Here is an 18,937-nt window from a genome sequence, read left to right as displayed (position 1 = left end):
GATGGTCACGGTGCGGACAGCGTTGCTTGTGGCAATGCTGCGGTGTCGCCGGGTTGCCGCCCGCAATAGCGGTGGCGCAAGGTAAAGCCCTGGCCTAAGCCTTTCGGTTGGCAGCCGCCTTCGCATCCTTCTTGCGTTTGGTGACTTCCGGATGGTGCCGGCTCAGGGCAATAACCCCCACGATAGCAAGCGTAGCGGCCGTGGCCATGGCGATGGCCATCACGGCGTGGACATCCGGACGAAGCTCACCAAGGATGACGATGCCGATTGCGATGCCCACCATGGGGTCGATAACGGTCAGACCTGCGATGACCAGATCAGGTGGACCACCAGAATATGCACTCTGGACGAACCAGGAGCCCAGTCCTCCGGCGGCCACAATGGCAATGAGCGTGTACCACTGGACATTGAGCAGGAACAGGCCATTGGGATCGAGCAAGTGCTTGCCGATAATGCGTGTCAGCACGGCGACAAAGCCGAACAGGACACCGGCCCCCAGGATGTAGATAAAGGCGCTCATACGGTGTTTGAACATCACGGCCAAGGTGCCAAAAACGCCCACTGCGAGAGCCAGAAGGAGAACAATCGTCAGTTCGTCGTCGCTATTTACGTGATGGTTCTCCTGCGTGACGTTGACTGCCAGCAGCACGAACAGCGCTGAACCCGTGACACAGGCGCTGATGGCCACCACAGTGGCGCGGTTGATGCTGAGGCCCTGGTCCTTGGCGTTGACCACCGTAGTGATGACCAGGGCGATGGCACCGATGGGCTGCACCACTGTGAGGGGTGCAGACACCAGGGCGATGGCGTTCATCACCATGCCGAGGGCAAGGAACAACAGCCCGAGCATCCAGCGGGGATTCTTCAGGAGCCGCAGGAAACCATTGGAGCTGAGCGCCAAGCCACCCGTATCGGCTTTCACCGCGCTGCCTTGCCGCTGGGCGCCGATAGCGAGGAAGAAGGCACCAAGTACCGCGAGAAAAACCGCCAGCCAGACCATCAGCCTCGTCCGTCGTCGTCGGTTTTCAATTCTTTACCCTTACGCAAGATGGCCCAAAAATAGTTGTAGGCCGCAATCCAGTGGCCGATCAGGCCGAAGCCCAGGAATGTCCATGCAGCCACGAAGTAGACCTCGGTAAAAGCAATGGGCAACTTGGACAGGACAAGCAACGGCGTGCCGACCAACAGCAGCGCCGTGCGGATTTTTCCGATGATGCTCACCGGTAGGTCCGGATGGCTGCGGAAGTAGATCAAAGATGCGATGGCCAGGACGGTGTCAGGAACCAGCAGCGCGGCCAGGTACCACCACTGCACGACGCCGGCAATCGCCAGCGTGAACGCGACGGCAAGCAGCGCGGCCCGGTCGGCCATCGGATCCAGGATCCGGCCAAGTTTGGAGGTCTGGTCGAAGCGCCTGGCGATGTAGCCATCCACCCAGTCGGTGCTGCCCATGATCACCAGCACCAGCACCGCGAAGCCGTACTCCTGTTCCGACAATACGAGCCAGACGAACAGGGGCACACCCATGAAGCGAAGGACCGTAAGGATGTTGGGGACAGTGAAGATGAGGTCATGATCGACCTGCGGTCGATCGGGGTGCGACCCAGCTCCGATCAATCTCATCCTGTCCCCCTTCCTCGACTTCAGTCTTTGGCGCCGCCTGGAGCTGCTACTTCTTCAGCAGTTTCCGCAGCGCAACAACGAAGACCACTGCAGCAGTGGCAAACGCTGCAAGGTCCTTCCACCGGGCGGCAAGCCGTTCGGTCAGGCTTTCGGGGACGGAGTCTTCAAGGGCGGCAAACTTCGCTGCCGCAAATTCCTTGCCCTCTTGGAACTTTCCGTTCGCGCTTTCCAGCAAAGCCTGACCCTGCTTCTTGACGTCCAGCTGTTCACCAAGTTCGTCGCGGACACCGGTCAGGTGTTCACGGCGCCGCTTCAGGCGTGAGCGAAGCTCAGCTTCGGTGGGCGCCTTGACGGCGTCTGCTTCCTTGGCGGCTTCCTTTGCCGCCTTTTCTGCCTTGGCCTTCTCCGCCGCCGCGTCCTTTTCAGCCTTGGCTGCCTTGGCGGCAGGTGAAGTGGGATCAAGGATCGATTCGTCGAAGTCGGAACCTTCCTTGGCGATTCCGAGATCGTGCTTGATCCCGCGGATGGTGTCCTCGGGGACCAAGGGCATGGCCTTCTTGAATTTGGCGATGCCGATCAAGGATGCGATAGCCACGACAATCAGGAAAAAGGCCGCAACAATGAGTGCCGCCAGCCAGCCAGGCATGATCGTGGCCAAACCAAGGATCGCTGCGACAACCAGGGCAATCACCAGTAATGCCAGGAAGACCAGCGCCACTCCGAAGAAGGCGCCGGCGATCCCAACCTGGGTGGCCTTTCGCTTGAGTTCCACTTTCGCCAGGGCGATTTCATCGTTGAGTTGCCTCGGAGCCAGCCGTGCTACGAGCTTGAGGGTCTTCGGCAAAGTACGAATGGCTGGTCCTTGACTGGGCCGGCCGGTGTGACGTCCACTCATGGGTTCCGCCTAACTGCTTCCTCTGGGCATCGTGTAAGGGGAACGCGGCGGAAAACCATTGCCACGGACACCTGTCCTCAAAGCTATCATTCAGGTTCCTGCTGAACTTTCGGGAGCAACCCGTGGCGCGCCTGTCATACATCCAATAAATATGATCTGGGCCATAGGATAGATGATCGTGACCTCTCCCATTGCTCCGGGCGATTCTCTGAGCCGACGTGAAAAGCTTGTCTACATTCTCCTGCTGGGTGCACTGACTGCCCTGGGTCCCTTCACCATCGACCTGTATCTTCCGGCGTTCCCCGCCTTGGAAGAGAGTTTTGATGTCTCGGCCGCTGCAATCCAGCTCACACTGACCGGGACAACGGTTGGCTTCGGGCTCGGCCAGCTGCTGGTGGGGCCCTTCAGCGACAAGGTGGGGCGCCGCCTGCCCTTGATCCTGGCGACGGCTGTGCACATCGGCTCTTCGCTTGGGGCGGCGCTGTCCACGGACATCGGGATGCTGTCCCTCTTCCGCGTACTCATGGGAATCGGCGCGGCCGGCGGTGGCGTGGTGGCCATGGCCATGGTCCGCGACCTCTTTCATGGCTATTCCATGGTCCGGATGTTCTCAAGGATGTCACTGGTCAACGGCCTGGCACCGATCCTTGCACCGGTCATCGGATCCCAATTGCTGCTGGCATTCCCCTGGCCGGGCATCTTCTACTTCCTGGCGGGTTATGGCCTGCTGGTGATCCTTGCCTCCATCTTTTTCATTCGGGAGACACTTCCGGCGGACCAGCGTGCAAAGTCCACCGTCACGGTGGCTCAACGCTATAAGACCGTCCTGACGGACAGGATTTTTGTGGGCATGGTGCTCGTGGGGAGCCTGAACTTCGGTGGGCTTTTCGCCTACCTCTCGGCTTCCACGTTCCTCTTCCAGAACGTCTACGGCTTCTCACCGCAGGAATACGGCATCCTGTTCGGCATCAACTCACTGGGGATCGTGATGGGCGTGCAGATCAGCTCGCGACTGATCCGGCGGGTGGCCCCGCAGTGGATCGTGGCGGGAGCCACGGTGTTCATGCTGTTCGCTGCCCTCCTGATCGTGGTGCTTGACCTGTTGCAGGTGGGGCTGTGGGGAATCCTCATTCCGTTGTGGTTCTACATCTGCGCAACCGGCTTCATGTTCCCGTGCGTTCAGGTCCTGTCCCTGGCCAACCACGGCGCACAAGCGGGCACCGCTGCCTCTCTCCTGGGCGCGTCCCAATTCATGATGGCCGGAATTGTCCCGCCGGTCGTCGGTTGGCTGGGCGTCAGTTCCGCCGTTCCCATGGGTGCCGTCATGGCCGGTTGCATCACCGGCGCGATCGCCGCGTTGTGGCTGATAGTACGGCCCGGATCCGTACCATCCATCCATTAGCAGCAGCCCCGTAGGCTGTGACCATGACTAACAAACCGCACCGCAACGGCAGGGGCTTGTTCCTCGGTGCTCTGCTCGGCGCCGTCGCAGGCGCCCTTCTTGGTCGCGCCGCCGGCAGTGCGCTGTTTGGTGCCATCCTGGGCGCTGTGATCGGCGCCGCTGTGCTGTACCGCGTAAATCCTGGCCCTTGGAAGCGGGACTAGGCTAGCTGCCACCGGCGACCCGCCGCCGTCGAGAGTTACCAGACCCTCCCCTAACCGCCTGCTGCAGGGCAGAATGGTGGCCAGCCGGGGTAACCGGTGCTGCAACCGGTGAAGGGGACATCACATGAGCACGGCTGTTGGATTTCGGGGCAACGTGCGCGGGCTGGCAGCCGTGCGCAGATTGCCACTGACGCTGGTTCTCGTAGTGCTCCTCTGGGTGCTGGGTGCCGTCTCCGGTAGCCTCATCAACGGCCCCGGCCAAGCCTTGTTGGATCAAGTGGGTATCGGCCTGGCGGTGGAACCCGGACCGTGGTGGTCCATTTTCACGTCAGCTTTCTTTGCTTCGTCCTTGCTGGACTATTTGGCCTGCACAGCCGCGATCCTGGTTGGTGTCGGCATTGCCGAACGCGTCATGGGCCCTTGGCTGGCCCTGGCTGCCTTCGTGGCCGGCTCAGCCCTCAGCGCCCTGGTGCTTGTGGTCCTGGTGACCTTCGGTACGGACGCCAGCGACCAGTGGCTGAGTTTTCTGGGCGGAGAATATGTAGTCGGTGCTTATGGTGGCGCGGCCGCTGCGTTGGGATGCTCGACGTCGGCACTCGAGGCACTATGGCGTCGCCGCCTGAGGACGTGGCTACTGGCCGCGACGCTGATGTTTGCCCTGTTCGTAGGGGTCGCCCAAACCCTGCAGGCATTTGCTGGAGCCGTGATCGGCATCCTGGCGGGTTGGGTCATCCAGTCGTTGGTGCTGCGCCACCGGGCAGGATCCCTCCACTCCTCAAGCCTTCGGGAGACACGTTTCCTGGTAGGCACCGTGGTGGGTGTCTTCGCGGTTGGACCTTTGCTCACGCAACTGACCGGAACGTGGGAAATCGGGCCCCTCTCCGTTGTTTCCGAGGTCATGCTCCAGGCCAGTCCGGACGCGGATGAGGTTCAGGAAGCGTGCAACAACGACACCAACTGTGTCACCTTGCAAAGCATCGTCGGCGTCCAGAGCTTCGGAGCGGCGATCCTGACACTGATTCCGGTTCTTCTGCTGCTCGTCTGCGCCGAGGGGCTCCGGCGTGGCCGCCGGCTCGCATACAGGCTGACGCTCGTTATCCAGCTGTATCTGGCTGCAGTGACCGTCCTGTCCATCGTCCAGTACGTTACAGATCCGGACGTCACGTTAGGCGGCGACGACTTCGCGTATCTCCTCCTGTACGCGGTCCCCGCGGTCCTCGCCCCTGTCATCATCGTGGTGTTGCTGCTGGTAAACCGGCATAAGTTCCGGGTCGAGTCGAGCGACGCCGGTTATCGGGTCCTCGGCCGGACCTCGCTCATCCTCGCCGTTGCGGCGGTGATCTTCTACGTCGCGTTCTGGTTCATTGAAGGCAACCCTGGTCGCTCGACGCTGCTGGACCTTGCCGGGCAGCTGACACATATTCTGGTTCCCTTCCCTGTGCCGTTCGTGGTGGCCCTCCCGCAAGGCTTGCTAAGCACGGTGATATACGGACTGGGTGGGGACATCATTTGGCTCTGCATCCTTGTACTTGTCCTGAATAACTTCCGTCGGTTCCGGATGCTCACCACCGATCCGGCAGCAGATCTGGGCCACGCCAGGGAGCTCTTGCATGATGGCGGCGGAACGCTGTCCTGGATGGCTCTATGGGACAACAACCAGTACTGGTTTACCCCGGATAGGAAGGCCGGTGTTGCTTACCAGGTTCATAACGGCGTGGCCCTCACAGTTGCAGGGCCCTTTGGTGCAAACGAACTCCATGCTGAGGCGGCCACGGGTTTCATCAAGCACTGCTCCAGCCTTGGGCTGATTCCGTGCTTCTACTCAGTTACGGCAGAGCTCGACGCTGCGCTGCTCCCCCATGGGTTCAGGAAACTGGAAGTGGCGGAAGAGACACTCCTCAATGTCCAGGCCATGACCTTCAAAGGGAAGGAATGGCAGAACGTCCGCACCGCCCTGAACCGCGCCGACAAGCTCTCCATCAAGGATCACTGGTACAGCTACCCCGGGATGCCGCCGGGAATCAGGGCACAGCTCGCCGAGATTTCCGAAGAATGGGTAGCCGATAAGGCACTTCCTGAAATGGGCTTCACCTTGGGTGGCCTGAACGAACTCAAAGACCCCGAGGTGCTCTGCTGTGTGGCCGTGGATGATGACGGCCTGGTCCATGGAGTCACCAGCTGGCTTCCGGTCTTCAGGGACGGTGCCATCTCAGGGTGGACCCTGGATTTCATGCGCCGCCGCACCACAGGTTTCAAGGGCGTCATGGAGTTCCTCATCGCTTCTGCCGTAACACACTTCAAGGAAGAAGTACCCCAAATCTCGTTGTCCGGCTCTCCGCTCGCCAACGCAGGAGCCGATGCCGGCGAGGGAGACCACGGCGCTCTGGACCACAGCACCCTGGACCGCGTGCTTGCGCTCCTCGGCAACGCCTTGGAACCCATGTATGGCTTCAAGTCGTTGGCCGCCTTCAAATCGCGGTTCCAGCCTGAGCATCGCACCTTGTACATGTACTACCAGGATCCGTTGGCCTTGCCGTCCATCGGTATCGCAGTGGGTTCCGCCTACCTGCCGGGACTCTCTCCCGCACAAAGCGCGGGGCTGTTGCGGCAGATGGTAGCCAAGGAGCCCGCCGTATGACGTCAGAGCGGAGTCCCCAGCCATGAACGACCTCCTGAAGGTTGAAATCAGCGGACCCGTGGTCATGACGATTGCCGGGGTGATCGGCGTCGGGTTCTTCCTGCTGCTGTTCCTTAGGCCGTCAGCGCGCTGGGCCCTCACCGCGATCACGGCCGTCGTGGTCGCAGCACTGGTGGGATGGCTGACGGTGTGGATAGTGGAGGACGTGATGGATGTCTTCCACGTGGGGTTGACACCGAGGGTCTGGTTCTGGGCAATTTCCTGCTTCGCTGCCCTGGGTCTGGCCGTGGTTAGCTTCCGCCATAGCCCACGGTGGCGGAAAGTGGTGGCTGCGGTATCCGTTCCAGTGTTCGTGGTGGTCGCGGCCCTTGGCATCAACACGGAGTTCGGACTGAACAAGACCCTGGGCTCGGCCTTGGGAATCTCCACGGAGGATGCCATTCACCTGGCCAAACCGGACCCGGACGCCTCCATTCCGACGGGTCCCCTGTGGCAAAGCTGGAAGCCCCCGGCCAACCTGCACGCAAAGGGCGAAGCCGGCACACAAATCATTCCAGCCACAGCCTCCGGTTTCGACGCCAGACCCGCCGGCATCTACCTGCCCCCTGCAGCGCTGACAGCTAATCCGCCCAAGCTGCCCCTGTTCGTCCTGATGATGGGCCAGCCGGGACTCCCGGACCCGCAATACGTTTCCGCCGCCCTGGATGAGTTCGCGGCCAGGAACAACGGCCTGGCCCCTATCGCGATCGTCGCGGACCAGATAGGCCCGGACCAGAATGACACCCTCTGCTTGGACACCGCGAAGTACGGCAACGTGGAGAAGTACATCAACGAGGATGTGGTGAACTGGGCCAAAGCCAATTTGAACATCCTCACCGACCGCGAACACTGGACCATCGCCGGGTACTCCAACGGCGGCCAATGTGCCATTTCCTTCGCGGTCAAATACCCGGACATGTGGGGCAACGTGGTGGACATCTCCGGCGAAGAGTTCCCCGGAGCGGAGGATCCGGCCGGCAACCTCGCAGCGATCTTCAACGGCAACCAAGCTGCCTACGATGCCCAGAAGCCCATCAACATCATGAAGGGGAAGCAGTTCCCCAACACAACGGCAGTTTTCACCGTAGGTTCGGACGATACTACGTACGTGGCGGCCGCCAAGGCCGTCTCCGAAGCCGCCCGGGATGCAGGGATGACAGTGACGTACTACGAGGTGCCCAACGGCGGCCACGTGGGCCTGGCGCTCAATGCGGGGCTCACCAAAGGCTTTGAGGTTCTATATCCGAGGCTGGGCCTGTCCAAGTAGGTCCTACCCTTTTCCGGTCCGCGCCCGGGCGATAAAGTTGAGATGTGCCACATTGGCAAGAGCTGCAGCCGCTACCGGCACCGTGGCAGCGTCGGGATGAACGCATCCTGCCGCTGTGGTGGGAAAGGCTGTGCTCGGTGACCAGCCCGCAATCGGCTGCCCTCTACGCCGCCGGGCTCTTCACGGACGACCGTCGCCGCCCCATTGCCCAGTGGTACAACCCCGAAACGAACGCCGCGCTCTTGGTCGCGCCGGAGACCTCACCTGAATGGCCGGTCCAGCGCTTCGGCATCTTCTATGCCCCGCCAGGTGGTGGCTTCACCCGCGTCTACTCGGCGCCCCACGAGTGGCACCCCCGAGAGCCCCGGACTCCGCCCACCGAGCAGGATTCGTTCCTGGCGGCCGTGGCCGAGGCCGCCCGATTCCTGCAAGTGGAGATGGATTTCGTCTGATAAAAGGCGGACCCCGCACCAGCAGTGAAGCCGGTACGGGGTCCTTATGCTCCTCCGACTGGACTTGAACCAGTAACCCTTCGATTAACAGTCGAATGCTCTGCCAATTGAGCTACGGAGGAATGAAGCGGTTATGACTTTAGCAAAGGTTCTACCCGAATGCGAAATCGGCCGCGCATACCCCTGGGGGGTATAAAAATACCCCCGCTCCGAAGGATCGGAACGGGGGTATTGTGCGCTCCTCCGACTGGACTTGAACCAGTAACCCTTCGATTAACAGTCGAATGCTCTGCCAATTGAGCTACGGAGGAATGAAGCGGTTACTAGCTTAACAGGGGCCCGCCGGAAAACGAAATCGGCCCGTTTAGCCGTCCGAACGCAGCGCCCTGCGCTCCATCTCGAGCTGCATCAGCTCCCGGTTCAGCCGCTGGAATTCCTCCGGGTTGGCCCCTGCATCCAAGCGTTGCAGCTGCCCCATCTTGTCTGCCTTGATCCGGGTGATCTGCAATTCGAAGAGGCGGGCCAGGATGTCGCGGCAGTATCGCTGCATGGCCTCGGGTGTGCTCGCCGGCAAGGGAGTTACGGCCAGCTCCGAGACAAGAGGCCGCAGCGGCTCCGGGACTTCCTGTCGGACCTGTTCCACCCAGGCCACAGGGTCATCCGAGTGGGCGAGGCCCGCAGCGCGCACGGCAGTGTGGACGGCCGCATAAGCAGGCGTGGTGAAGCGTGAGGCCTCGAAGCGTTCCCAGGCTCCCCCGCCCAACACTCCCGGCTCCTGGAGTACAACCTCAAGCGCTTGGCGTTCCATACCGGCTATAGGGTCCCTGGGGTCGGGCCGTTGGAAGACCGGGCCGCTCGACGGCGGTGCTGCCGCCGTCGTCGCCTGTCCTGCGGGGGCTGCCGTGCTGGCGGTGCCGCCGCCGGAAGCGGCTCGCTTGGCGGCCGCCCCAACGTAACCGCTGACTTCCTCGATGGGCATGCCCAACCAGCCGGCCAGGTTGCGCGTGTAGCCAGGCCTGGTGGCCGAATCCCGGATCTGTGCCACCACGGGTGCGGCTTCGCGCAGCGCAGCTACACGGCCTTCCACGGTGTCCAAATTGTGGCGGCGGAGAGTGGCCCGGATAGCGAACTCGAAGAGTGGCTTGCGGGTGCTGATGAGTTCACGGACTGCGGCGTCGCCCTTTGATTGGCGAAGATCACAGGGGTCGGCCCCGGAGGGCTCCACTGCGACGTACGTCTGGGCGGTGAAGCGTTGGTCTTCCTCGAAAGCCCGCAGAGCCGCCTTCTGGCCGGCGGCGTCGCCGTCGAAGGTAAAGATGACCTCTCCCCCGCTGCCGTCGTCGGAGAGCAGTCGCCGGGCAACCTTGATGTGCTCGGTACCGAAGGCAGTACCGCAGGTGGCTACCGCCGTCGTGACTCCGGCAAGGTGGCAGGCCATAACGTCCGTGTATCCCTCGACCACCACCAATTGCCGTTCCTTGGCGATGTTCCGCTTGGCGATGTCGATCCCGTAGAGCACTTGGGACTTCTTGTAGAGCGTGGTCTCAGGAGTGTTCAGGTACTTGGGGCCCTGATCGTCGTCAAAAAGTTTGCGGGCACCGAAGCCGATAGTGTCGCCCGCAATATCCCGGATGGGCCAGATCAGCCTGCCGCGGAAGCGATCGTAAATTCCGCGGTTTCCTTCAGAGAACATGCCCGTGAGCTTCAACTCGGCATCAGTGAACCCACGGCCGCGCAGGTGCTTCAGGAGGGCGTCCCAGCCCTGCGGCGCGTAGCCGACGCCGAAATGCTCAGCGGCAGCGCGGTCAAAACCGCGGCCATCCAGGAAGTTGCGCCCCTCGGCCGCCCCGGGGGTCAGCAGCTGGGCGCGGAAGAACTCATCGGCGATCTTGTGGGCATCCAGCAAGCGCTGGCGTTTGCCCACTTCCTCGCGGCTAGGGCCAGTGCCGCCGTCCTCGTAGCGCAGCTCGTAGCCGATTCTGGCGGCAAGTTTCTCCACGGCTTCATGAAACGAGCTGTGGTCCATTTTCTGCACGAAGGAGATGGCGTCGCCGTCCTCACCGCAGCCGAAGCAGTGGTACCTGCCCACCTGCGGGCGGACAGTGAAGGAGGGAGAGCGTTCGTCGTGGAAGGGGCACAGTCCCTTGAAACTACCCAGCCCGGCGCCCTTGAGCGTGACGTAACCGTCAACGACTTCCTTGATGTCCGTGCGCTGGCGTACTTCGTCGATATCTTCACGTTTGATCAGGCCAGCCACGTGACCATCCTAGTCGCTTGCCCCAAGGGTCCCCGCCGTTAACGGAACACCGGAAGGGTTACCAGAGCGAGGGAAGGCTGCCCACAAGCCGCTCATACATGGCCAGCGCAGACACGTCCGTCAGCGACGCCACCTGGTCGATCACCACGCGCAAACGCGCACCGTCGTCTACGGCGTCACGCCAGTCCGCAGCGAACATCGGCTCAAGGTGACGGTCGCCCGTGGCGTTCAAGACACCCACCAGCGCATGCAGCACTTCGCGTTGGCGTTCGTACACCGGCTGGCGGTGGTCGGTGGAGATCACGAAGGTAGTGGCCAAGCCCTTGAGGACCGCAATTTCGGTGACGGTGTCCTCGGGGACCATGAGTTCCGCGTCGTAGCGGGTGAGATTGGCTGGTCCAAAGTGGGCACGCGTTGTCTCCATGGCGCTCTGGCAGAAGCGGCCGATCAGTTGGCTGGTCATGTCCTTCAAGGCAGCCATGGATTTCCGGCTGCCGTCAGCTTCGCGGACCCAGACCGTGGTTGCCTCCAGCCGTGCAAGGGCGGCATCAATTTCAGCGGGGTCGTTGTGCGGCAGGTACCACTGCTTGGTGTAGCCCACCACGCGCGCACGATGGTCCGGGTTTTCCATCCATTTGAGCTGGAAATGACCGGCAACGATCGCATCCTCAACGTCGTGCACGGAGTACGAGATGTCGTCGGCAAGGTCCATCACCTGGGCCTCGATGCACGAGCGGTTACCTGGAGCGCCTTCCCGGAGCCATTCGAACACCGGAAGATCGTCTTCGTACGCGCCGAACTTACTGGTGCGGTGGCCATGGATCACGGGGGCGTCGACGGCGGACCACGGGTATTTGGACGCAGCATCCAGGCTGGCACGAGTCAGGTTAAGCCCTGCCGGCCTGCCGTCCTCGGCGAGTACTTTTGGTTCGAGCCGAGTCAGCAGCCGCAGTGTCTGGGCGTTGCCTTCAAAACCTCCAATGGTGTGCGCTACTTCGTTCAGCGCGGACTCACCGTTGTGGCCGAAGGGCGGATGCCCAAGGTCGTGGCTCAGGCACGCAGTATCCACCACGTCAGGATCGCATCCCAGGGAGCGGCCAAGTTCGCGGCCCACCTGGGCTACTTCGAGGCTGTGTGTAAGCCGGGTGCGGACAAAGTCGTCCGTGTCCGGTGCAACTACCTGCGTTTTGGCACCGAGCCTGCGCAACGCCGAGGAGTGCAGGACCCTGGCGCGGTCCCGTTCAAAATCCGAGCGATAGTTGCTCTTGCGCGGCTCTTCGACCCACCGCGAGGAATCTGCCTCGGCGTAACCGGGGATGGCCAGCACAAAATCGTGAGCCGTCCCGTCGTGGCCAAGTATCGCTTCGGTTCCCATGGGTATCTGCCTCCTTCAAGCGCCGGGGTGTGGAGCTTCTTGAGTCAGTCTTACACGCGTGAGGCTAGCCGCCCGAAACGTCCAGCTCCGCGGCCGAGATATCCGCGCTCTGTTCAGCGTTCAGCTGACGGCTCACCAGCCAGTCCTTGGGCAAGGCAGGCTTCTTGGGTGAGCCCGCACGGCCGCGGGGGCCCTCGGAATCGACTCCCGGGTAAGGCGAGTCCATGTCCAGTTCATCAAGGTATTCGCGCAGCACCTCAAGGGTGGGCACGGTGGCCATCTTGGCACGGAGCTCGCCGCCCACTACGTAGCCCTTGAAGTACCAGGCCATGTGCTTGCGGATCTCGCGGAGCGCCTTGTATTCATCGTTCCCGAACGTTTCCACCATGAGCTCGGCGTGACGATAAACGCCTTCAGCAACTTCGCGGAGGCCCGGGCGATGCCGCTGGTCGCTGCCTTCGAAGGCAGCTTGCAGGTCACCGAAGAGCCATGGCCTGCCCTGGCAGCCGCGGCCCACAACCACGCCGTCCACGCCGGTCTCCCGCACCATGCGGACTGCGTCCTCAGCGGACCAAATGTCGCCGTTGCCCAGCACAGGGATGTCAGGGAGCGCCTCACGGAGCCGGGCGATAGCGGACCAGTCGGCCTGGCCGGAATAGAACTGAGCGGCAGTGCGGCCGTGGAGGGCGACGGCGGCCACGCCGGCGTCGCGAGCGATCCGACCGGCGTCGAGATACGTCAGGTGGTCCTCGTCGATGCCTTTGCGCATCTTGATCGTCAGCGGGATGCCGCCCTTGGAGGCTTCCTTGACCGCTGTCTGGACGATGGAGGTAAAGAGATCGATCTTCCACGGAAGCGCTGAGCCACCACCACGCCGGGTGACCTTGGGCACGGGGCACCCGAAGTTGAGGTCGATGTGATCGGCCCGGTCCTCCTCGACGAGCATGCGCACAGCAGCACCAACGGTCACCGGATCCACGCCGTAGAGCTGCACGGACCGGACTTTCTCGTCCTCATCATGCGAGATGATGCGCAACGATTCCGGCGTGCGCTCCACCAAAGCACGCGAGGTCACCATCTCGGCCACGTACATGCCGCCACCATATTCACGGCAGAGCCTACGGAAGGCAGAGTTGGTGATGCCCGCCATGGGCGCAAGGATTACCGGGGTGTCCACGGTAATCCCACCGAGCTTCAAAGGCGGGAGCTCGAGCTTTGGTGCAGGGGGCGTCGCTACTACAGTCACCTATCCATTGTTGCAAAGTCAGGCAAATCGGCGGACCACCCGGCGGCACCCGGCCTGTTTACCCGGCTCCGCGTAGCCCGACCGGCCTGCTGAACGTCCGGCAGGGTCCGGCGAAGGAGAGCAGGAACCATCGTTACGTGGCTCCACCTGTGGTGTCTCCGCGCCGCTCAGCTTCCCGCTGGGCACGGCGGCTGCCCGGCCGTGCCGGCCTGCCGGAATCGTCAAGGCGCGTACCGGCGTCGTGCTTGTCATGCGGATCTGAACCTACGACGGCGGCGGCGGCTGCCAGCGAACCGGTGTCGTTGAGCTCATCTGCGGTAACAGCGGGCCCACCCGCTGCAACCGGACGCTTCATGCCGGTGGCCTTGACCACCAGGACGGCAATCAGCGTAGTGACCGGGATGGCGAGGACAAGGCCTATGGAGCCCACCAAAGTACGAATGACTTCTTCGGACAGCTCCGCACTGGTCAGTGCTTCAGCCAGGGGGCGGTCATAGAGCATCACGATGATAAGGATGGGAAGCGCGGCTCCGGCGTATGCAAAAGCGATGGTGTACACCGTGGAAGCGATGTGGTCCCTACCGATCCTCATGGCTGAGGAGAACAGCTTGCGGGCACTGGTGTTGGGGGCGAGTTCGTACAGTTCCCACACAGCAGAGGACTGCGTGATGGTGACGTCGTTAAGCACGCCAAGGCCGGAGATGATGAGGCCGCACAGGATGATGCCTGAAATAGAAATCCGGGGTGACATGTTCACCAGTGTTGAGGCGTCGTGGTTCCCCACTCCAGCCAGGTTGGCGGCGTCCGTAGCCCAGGCCGCCAGCAAGGCAGTGATGCTCAGTCCAAAAATGGTGCCCAACAAGGCCGTGGACGTTCGCGCCGAGAATCCGTGCGCGAAATACAGGACCCCGATCATGATCACCGTGGATCCCACCAAGGCGAGCAAGAGCGGCGGCTTGCCCTCCACCAAGCCCGGCAGGATAAAGCTGACCAAGACGAAGTAGGCACCCACCAGGCCAAGAAGTGCCCGGAAGCCCCGCCATCGGGCCACCGCGATGACAACGGCGGCGTACAGGACGGCCAAAAGCGCGATCGGGATGCTGCGGACGAAGTCCACGAAAACGTAGGCGGGAGCGCCGCTTCCGGCATTCGTACCTTGGACCGCGGACAGATTGAGATACCGGATGGAGTCCCCCACGTCCACGCCGTGGGACATGGCGACGTCAGGGTTAATGACAACCTTGACGACGTCCCCGCCCTTATCCGGCTCGGTGAAGGCGAAGGTGCACTGTGATCCGCCGGACTGGTTGTTTTGGCCAGTGTCAGGCTGGCCCGTGTTGCTCTGACCGGTGTTGGGCTGGCCCGTGTTGCTTTGACCGGTCTGCGTGCAGCTTTCCACCACCACGCTCTGAATCCGGCCGGTATCGAACGTGACCCCCGGGGCAGCCTGGTACGGGCTCGAGAACGAGATCCCTTCCCGACTGCCTGAGGGCCACATGACCATCATGGCCACGAGCGTCAGGACGCCCAGCGGAACAAGTATGGCCGCCAGAATCCAGTTGGCCCTCTTCCGCGATGCAAGAGCCTGCGGCGTTGGTTCGGAATTTTCAGAATGACCGTGGGAGTGGCCCATCAGCAGCAAAACCTCATGCCCTTAACCCTACGCGGGACCGAACACCAGCAAAGGCAGTCATGAGACGCAAGATCCCACGCGGCCCGCAAATTACTGGCAGCGTGGGATCCTGGCGAGTTAGACGTAAGAACCGTGGTTAGTCGCTAACGATCAAGGTGTCGGCACCCCGCACGTGGGCTTTTCCGGATTCCAGCAACGGGTCCAGAACCGCGCGCAGCGCCGTCATGGACTCATCGACTTCCAGCAGCACAGGGTGTTGGTAGGCAATGAGCGCCAAGAGGTCCCGCACGGCAAAAGCTGCGTCTTCGGCGGATAGCTGGGGGTCGTGTCCCAGGAAGACATCCGACGGCTCATCCGAGTCGCCTTGGGCGTAGCTGATGGCGAACGCCTGGATTTTGCCCTTGCGGCTCGCCGGAACGCCTTGGCCGAAGGCACTGGCCTTGGGCGCGCGCAGGACGATTGCGCCGTGGGCGCCAGTCAGGTCATGCAGGAACAAGCGCTGCACCGTGGGGATGCTGAGCTCCCCCGGGCTGTCCCAATGGTGCACGTGCGAGTAGTACCTACCCACCACGTCGCTCAGCTCCACCGAACCCGTGGCCAGGTCCTCCACGCGCTCGGAAGCGGCTTCCTCGGAACCGTCGCCGAACCGCGGCAAGGACAGGGGTTCAGGTTCAACCACCACCAACTGCGAACGCTGTATGGGCGCAAGTCCCGCAGCCGCGGCGAATGCCGCACCTGCGGTATCCGGCTCCACCTTGCTGCGCAGCTTGGAAACGCCCGACGGCGAGTTCCCGGCTTCGCGGCGAAGCATGGTCAGCAGGGTGGCACCCACGCCTTCACGGCGGTGGTCCTTGGCAACTTCGATGTAGGCCCAGAGTCGTTCCGGGTGCAGGGATGCCTCGTGGACAACACCGGCGGCAACGGGAATACGCACGCCGTCCACCACGTCCTCGGCCACAATGCAGCGGCGCCAGGGCTGGTTGCTGGACGGCGCCAGGGCCGCCCGGAACTGCTCAGCGGGAAGGGTTTCCGGGCCGCCCCAGATTTCCAAGAGGGCGAGGTCGTCGCCCTCCTTCCATTCGCGGTACTCCAAAGCCACGGCTAGGCGCCGATCAGTCGTGCAGCCAGGTAGCCCTCAACCTTGTCCAGGGACACGCGTTCCTGGCTCATGGTGTCGCGCTCACGAATGGTGACGGCCTGGTCCTCGAGAGTGTCGAAGTCCACCGTGATGCAGAACGGGGTACCGATCTCGTCCTGGCGACGGTAGCGGCGGCCGATGGCGCCGGCGTCGTCGAAGTCGATGTTCCAGTTCTTGCGCAGCTGGGCGCCGAGCGCCTTGGCCTTCGGGGACAGGTCCTCGTTGCGGCTCAGCGGCAGGACCGCGGCCTTGACCGGCGCCAGGCGCGGATCCAGCTTCAGCACAGTACGGACATCGACGCCGCCCTTGGCGTTGGGGGCTTCATCTTCGGTGTATGCGTCAATCAGGAAAGCCATGAAGGAACGGGTCAGGCCAGCGGCGGGCTCGATCACGTACGGCGTGTAGCGCTCGTTGGTTGCCTGGTTGAAGTAGCTCAGGTCCGTTCCGGAGGCCTTGGCGTGCGTGGAAAGGTCAAAGTCGGTGCGGTTGGCGATGCCCTCGAGCTCGCCCCACTCCGAGCCTTGGAAACCGAAACGGTACTCGATGTCCGTGGTGCCCTTGGAGTAGTGGCTGAGCTTCTCCAACGGGTGCTCGAAGAATCGAAGGTTGTCTTCACGGATGCCCAAATCCGTGTACCAGGACATGCGCTCCTTCATCCAGTACTGGTGCCACTCAACATCGGTGCCGGGCTCGACGAAGAATTCCATTTCCATCTGCTCGAATTCGCGGGTACGGAAGATGAAGTTGCCCGGCGTGATTTCGTTACGGAACGACTTGCCGATCTGGCCAATGCCGAACGGCGGCTTCTTCCGGGACGTGGTAAGCACGTTGTTGAAGTTCACGAAAATGCCCTGGGCCGTTTCGGGGCGCAGGTAGTGCATGCCTTCATCGCTGGCCACGGGGCCGAGGAAGGTCTTCAAGAGGCCGGAGAATTCCTGCGGTTCAGTCCATTCACCACGGGTGCCACAGTTGGCGCAGACGATGTCCTTGAGGCCGTTTTCTGCCGGGCGGCCCTTCTTTTCCTCGTATTCTTCTTCGAGGTGGTCGGCACGGTAGCGCTTGTGGCAGGAAAGGCATTCAACCAGGGGGTCGGAGAAGACCTCCACGTGGCCGGATGCTTCCCATACCTGGCGGGGAAGGATGACGGAGGAATCCAGGCCTACGACGTCCTCGCGGCCGCGGACCATGCTCTGCCACCACTGGCGCTTGATGTTTTCCTTCAGTTCGGCACCGAGGGGACCGTAATCCCATGCCGAACGGGAGCCACCATAGATTTCACCGGCCTGGAAGACAAAGCCCCTCCGCTTGGAGAGGGAAATGACCTGGTCAAGGACGGATTTTGCTGCCATGGGTAACTCCATTTGTTCTACAGGGCCGCTGGGTGCGGTCCGCGGTGGTTTGCCCCGAAATCCGGACGAGGTTGTCCGGCGGGGTACTGGGGGAAATTTACTGCAAAGTACTTGAGACTACTGGAATAAGTACTGCAGGGCACTGCGCCTACTAGCCTACCGGCCTTTGGCCACACCTCTCCGTGCGAAAGCTCCCCTGGGCCAGGGCAACGTGGCCACGATGATCGCGGCAAGCGTCAGGACCGTACCCAGCACCGTGGGCAAGGCAACCACCGCGCCGGGACTGGGGATCACGACGTCGAGCACCAGCGACCCCACCAACTGCCCGGCGATCATGCCCAAACCGGTGATCAGGACCCCAAGGCTACGGACCAGCAGCGCCGCCAGGCCGATGAAGAGGCAGCCCATGGGACCGCCAAGGTAGTACCACCACTCGCTGGGAAGCGGATGTCCCGGCCCGGCCACAGCCAGCTTGATAATCCACGCGGTCCATAGAATGAGGGCCCCTGCTATGAAGTTGACCAGCGTGGCGGCGATGGGCGTCCCGTAATGAACTGTGGCGGTTCCGTTCATTGCCTGCTGGAAGCTCATGAAGAAACCGGCGGCCAGCGGCAGGAGGACAGGCACTACAAGCGAGGCGATGTCGGTGTCGCCGCTGAAGCGCGGGGAAACAGCCCACGCTACCGCGGCCACCGTCAGGACACTGCCCAGGATCCGGACTCCCGTGATGGCTCGTTTTCCTCCCGGGCCAATGCCCATCCGGTCCACGAGCAGTCCGCTCAACGTCTGGCCGGTCACCGCTGCGACCGTGAACAACGCGACACCCAACAGGGCAACAGTGAACGACTGGGCAAAGACGAACAACGCGCCGATGGCACCGGCCATGACGTAGAACCGGGGGAAGCTGCGGTTCCGGACGGCAGGAATGATGCGCTGGAGCCCTGCCCTGCCCTTGGGGGTGGCAAGTGAGATGGCACTGATGAGGAGGAGCCCTGTGGTGAAGCTCACCACAGCTGCGGCGATACCGTCGTCCAGTTTGGCGCCGAGGGCCCCGTTGATCCTCCCTTGAAGCGGGATGACCAGGCCCGTTGCTACTGCAGTGGGAAGGCCAATGACCAGCGGAAGGGCGGGACGGGGAGAAGGCTGCGGCACCGTCACCACACTACTTCAGGCATCATTGCTATATGAGCAACCCCGAAATTGAAGAGATCCCCATCCGCGACGACATGATCCGACTCGGCCAGCTGTTGAAGCTCGCCAACTTGGTGGAGGACGGCGTTGAAGCCACGGAGCTCATCAAGAACGGTTTGGTCAAAGTCAACAACGAAATCGATGACCGCCGCGGACGCCAGCTCCACGTCGGCGATACCGTGAGCGTCAATGGCCGGACGGTCCGGATTACCGCAGCCTGAGACACCGG

The 18,937-nt window shown here is 62.4% G+C and carries 16 protein-coding genes and 2 tRNA genes; 6 read left to right on the top strand and 12 right to left on the bottom strand.

Annotated features, from left to right (window positions below):
- Positions 1-94: 94 nt before the first annotated feature.
- From A477_RS0112910 to A477_RS0112900, 3 genes are read right to left on the bottom strand one after another with little or no spacing between them, the layout of a single operon-like run.
- Positions 95-1,000, bottom strand: a complete 906-nt coding sequence (locus A477_RS0112910) for a DMT family transporter (protein ID WP_017199405.1) — start codon at positions 998-1,000, stop codon at positions 95-97.
- The gene (locus A477_RS0112905; protein WP_017199404.1) at positions 1,000-1,623 is read right to left on the bottom strand and encodes a CDP-alcohol phosphatidyltransferase family protein; all 624 of its coding nucleotides are present in this window, start codon (positions 1,621-1,623) and stop codon (positions 1,000-1,002) included. The genes A477_RS0112910 and A477_RS0112905 overlap by 1 nt, the downstream gene beginning before the upstream one ends.
- Before the next feature lie 46 nt (positions 1,624-1,669).
- Positions 1,670-2,518: a phage holin family protein gene (locus A477_RS0112900; RefSeq protein ID WP_017199403.1), complete on the bottom strand. Its 849-nt coding sequence runs from the start codon at positions 2,516-2,518 to the stop codon at positions 1,670-1,672.
- A gap of 172 nt (positions 2,519-2,690) precedes the next feature.
- Here A477_RS0112900 and A477_RS0112895 point away from each other — a divergent pair, with 172 nt between their 5' ends.
- From A477_RS0112895 to A477_RS0112875, 5 genes are all read left to right on the top strand, one after another.
- Positions 2,691-3,920 (top strand): multidrug effflux MFS transporter, encoded by a 1,230-nt coding sequence (locus tag A477_RS0112895; protein ID WP_017199402.1) that lies wholly within the window; start codon positions 2,691-2,693, stop codon positions 3,918-3,920.
- A 23-nt stretch (positions 3,921-3,943) separates the two neighbouring features.
- Positions 3,944-4,123, top strand: coding sequence for a YMGG-like glycine zipper-containing protein (locus A477_RS0112890; protein ID WP_017199401.1), 180 nt, complete (start codon positions 3,944-3,946; stop codon positions 4,121-4,123).
- 124 nt (positions 4,124-4,247) lie between these two features.
- Positions 4,248-6,761, top strand: a complete 2,514-nt coding sequence (locus A477_RS0112885) for a bifunctional lysylphosphatidylglycerol flippase/synthetase MprF (RefSeq protein ID WP_017199400.1) — start codon at positions 4,248-4,250, stop codon at positions 6,759-6,761.
- A gap of 22 nt (positions 6,762-6,783) precedes the next feature.
- Positions 6,784-8,067 (top strand): alpha/beta hydrolase, encoded by a 1,284-nt coding sequence (locus A477_RS0112880; protein ID WP_017199399.1) that lies wholly within the window; start codon positions 6,784-6,786, stop codon positions 8,065-8,067.
- Between the two features lie 44 nt (positions 8,068-8,111).
- The gene (locus A477_RS0112875; protein WP_017199398.1) at positions 8,112-8,519 is read left to right on the top strand and encodes a hypothetical protein; all 408 of its coding nucleotides are present in this window, start codon (positions 8,112-8,114) and stop codon (positions 8,517-8,519) included.
- Between the two features lie 49 nt (positions 8,520-8,568).
- On the opposite strand, the gene A477_RS0112870 is transcribed toward A477_RS0112875, so the two are convergent.
- The 9 genes from A477_RS0112870 to A477_RS0112830 all read right to left on the bottom strand — a co-directional run bounded on the left by A477_RS0112870 (position 8,569) and on the right by A477_RS0112830 (position 18,678).
- Positions 8,569-8,641 (bottom strand) — tRNA-Asn (locus tag A477_RS0112870).
- Between the two features lie 116 nt (positions 8,642-8,757).
- A tRNA-Asn gene (locus A477_RS0112865) sits at positions 8,758-8,830 on the bottom strand.
- Between the two features lie 53 nt (positions 8,831-8,883).
- On the bottom strand, positions 8,884-10,776 hold the full coding sequence (gene dnaG / locus A477_RS0112860; protein WP_017199397.1) for a DNA primase: 1,893 nt from the start codon (positions 10,774-10,776) through the stop codon (positions 8,884-8,886).
- 58 nt (positions 10,777-10,834) lie between these two features.
- Positions 10,835-12,151, bottom strand: a complete 1,317-nt coding sequence (locus A477_RS0112855; RefSeq protein WP_017199396.1) for a deoxyguanosinetriphosphate triphosphohydrolase — start codon at positions 12,149-12,151, stop codon at positions 10,835-10,837.
- 64 nt (positions 12,152-12,215) lie between these two features.
- Complete coding sequence (gene dusB, locus A477_RS0112850) at positions 12,216-13,397, bottom strand: tRNA dihydrouridine synthase DusB (protein ID WP_017199395.1); 1,182 nt, start codon at positions 13,395-13,397, stop codon at positions 12,216-12,218.
- Positions 13,398-13,530: 133 nt separating this feature from the next.
- The gene (locus tag A477_RS0112845; protein ID WP_017199394.1) at positions 13,531-15,030 is read right to left on the bottom strand and encodes a YibE/F family protein; all 1,500 of its coding nucleotides are present in this window, start codon (positions 15,028-15,030) and stop codon (positions 13,531-13,533) included.
- A gap of 136 nt (positions 15,031-15,166) precedes the next feature.
- Complete coding sequence (locus A477_RS0112840; protein WP_017199393.1) at positions 15,167-16,129, bottom strand: GNAT family N-acetyltransferase; 963 nt, start codon at positions 16,127-16,129, stop codon at positions 15,167-15,169.
- Positions 16,130-16,131: 2 nt separating this feature from the next.
- A complete protein-coding gene (locus A477_RS0112835; protein WP_017199392.1) occupies positions 16,132-17,517 on the bottom strand; it encodes a glycine--tRNA ligase in 1,386 nt (461 codons plus the stop codon).
- 156 nt (positions 17,518-17,673) lie between these two features.
- Entirely contained in the window at positions 17,674-18,678 is a 1,005-nt protein-coding gene (locus A477_RS0112830; protein WP_017199391.1) for a DMT family transporter, read from the bottom strand.
- A gap of 23 nt (positions 18,679-18,701) precedes the next feature.
- Between A477_RS0112830 and A477_RS0112825 the strand changes: the two genes are divergently transcribed.
- Positions 18,702-18,929 (top strand): RNA-binding S4 domain-containing protein, encoded by a 228-nt coding sequence (locus A477_RS0112825; RefSeq protein ID WP_017199390.1) that lies wholly within the window; start codon positions 18,702-18,704, stop codon positions 18,927-18,929.
- The last annotated feature ends 8 nt before the right edge of the window (positions 18,930-18,937 follow it).

Source organism: Arthrobacter sp. M2012083, assembly GCF_000281065.1.
In the GTDB taxonomy this organism is placed as follows: domain Bacteria; phylum Actinomycetota; class Actinomycetes; order Actinomycetales; family Micrococcaceae; genus Arthrobacter.
Note: the sequence above shows the minus strand (reverse complement) of the source record. Positions and strands in the feature narration are given on the sequence as shown.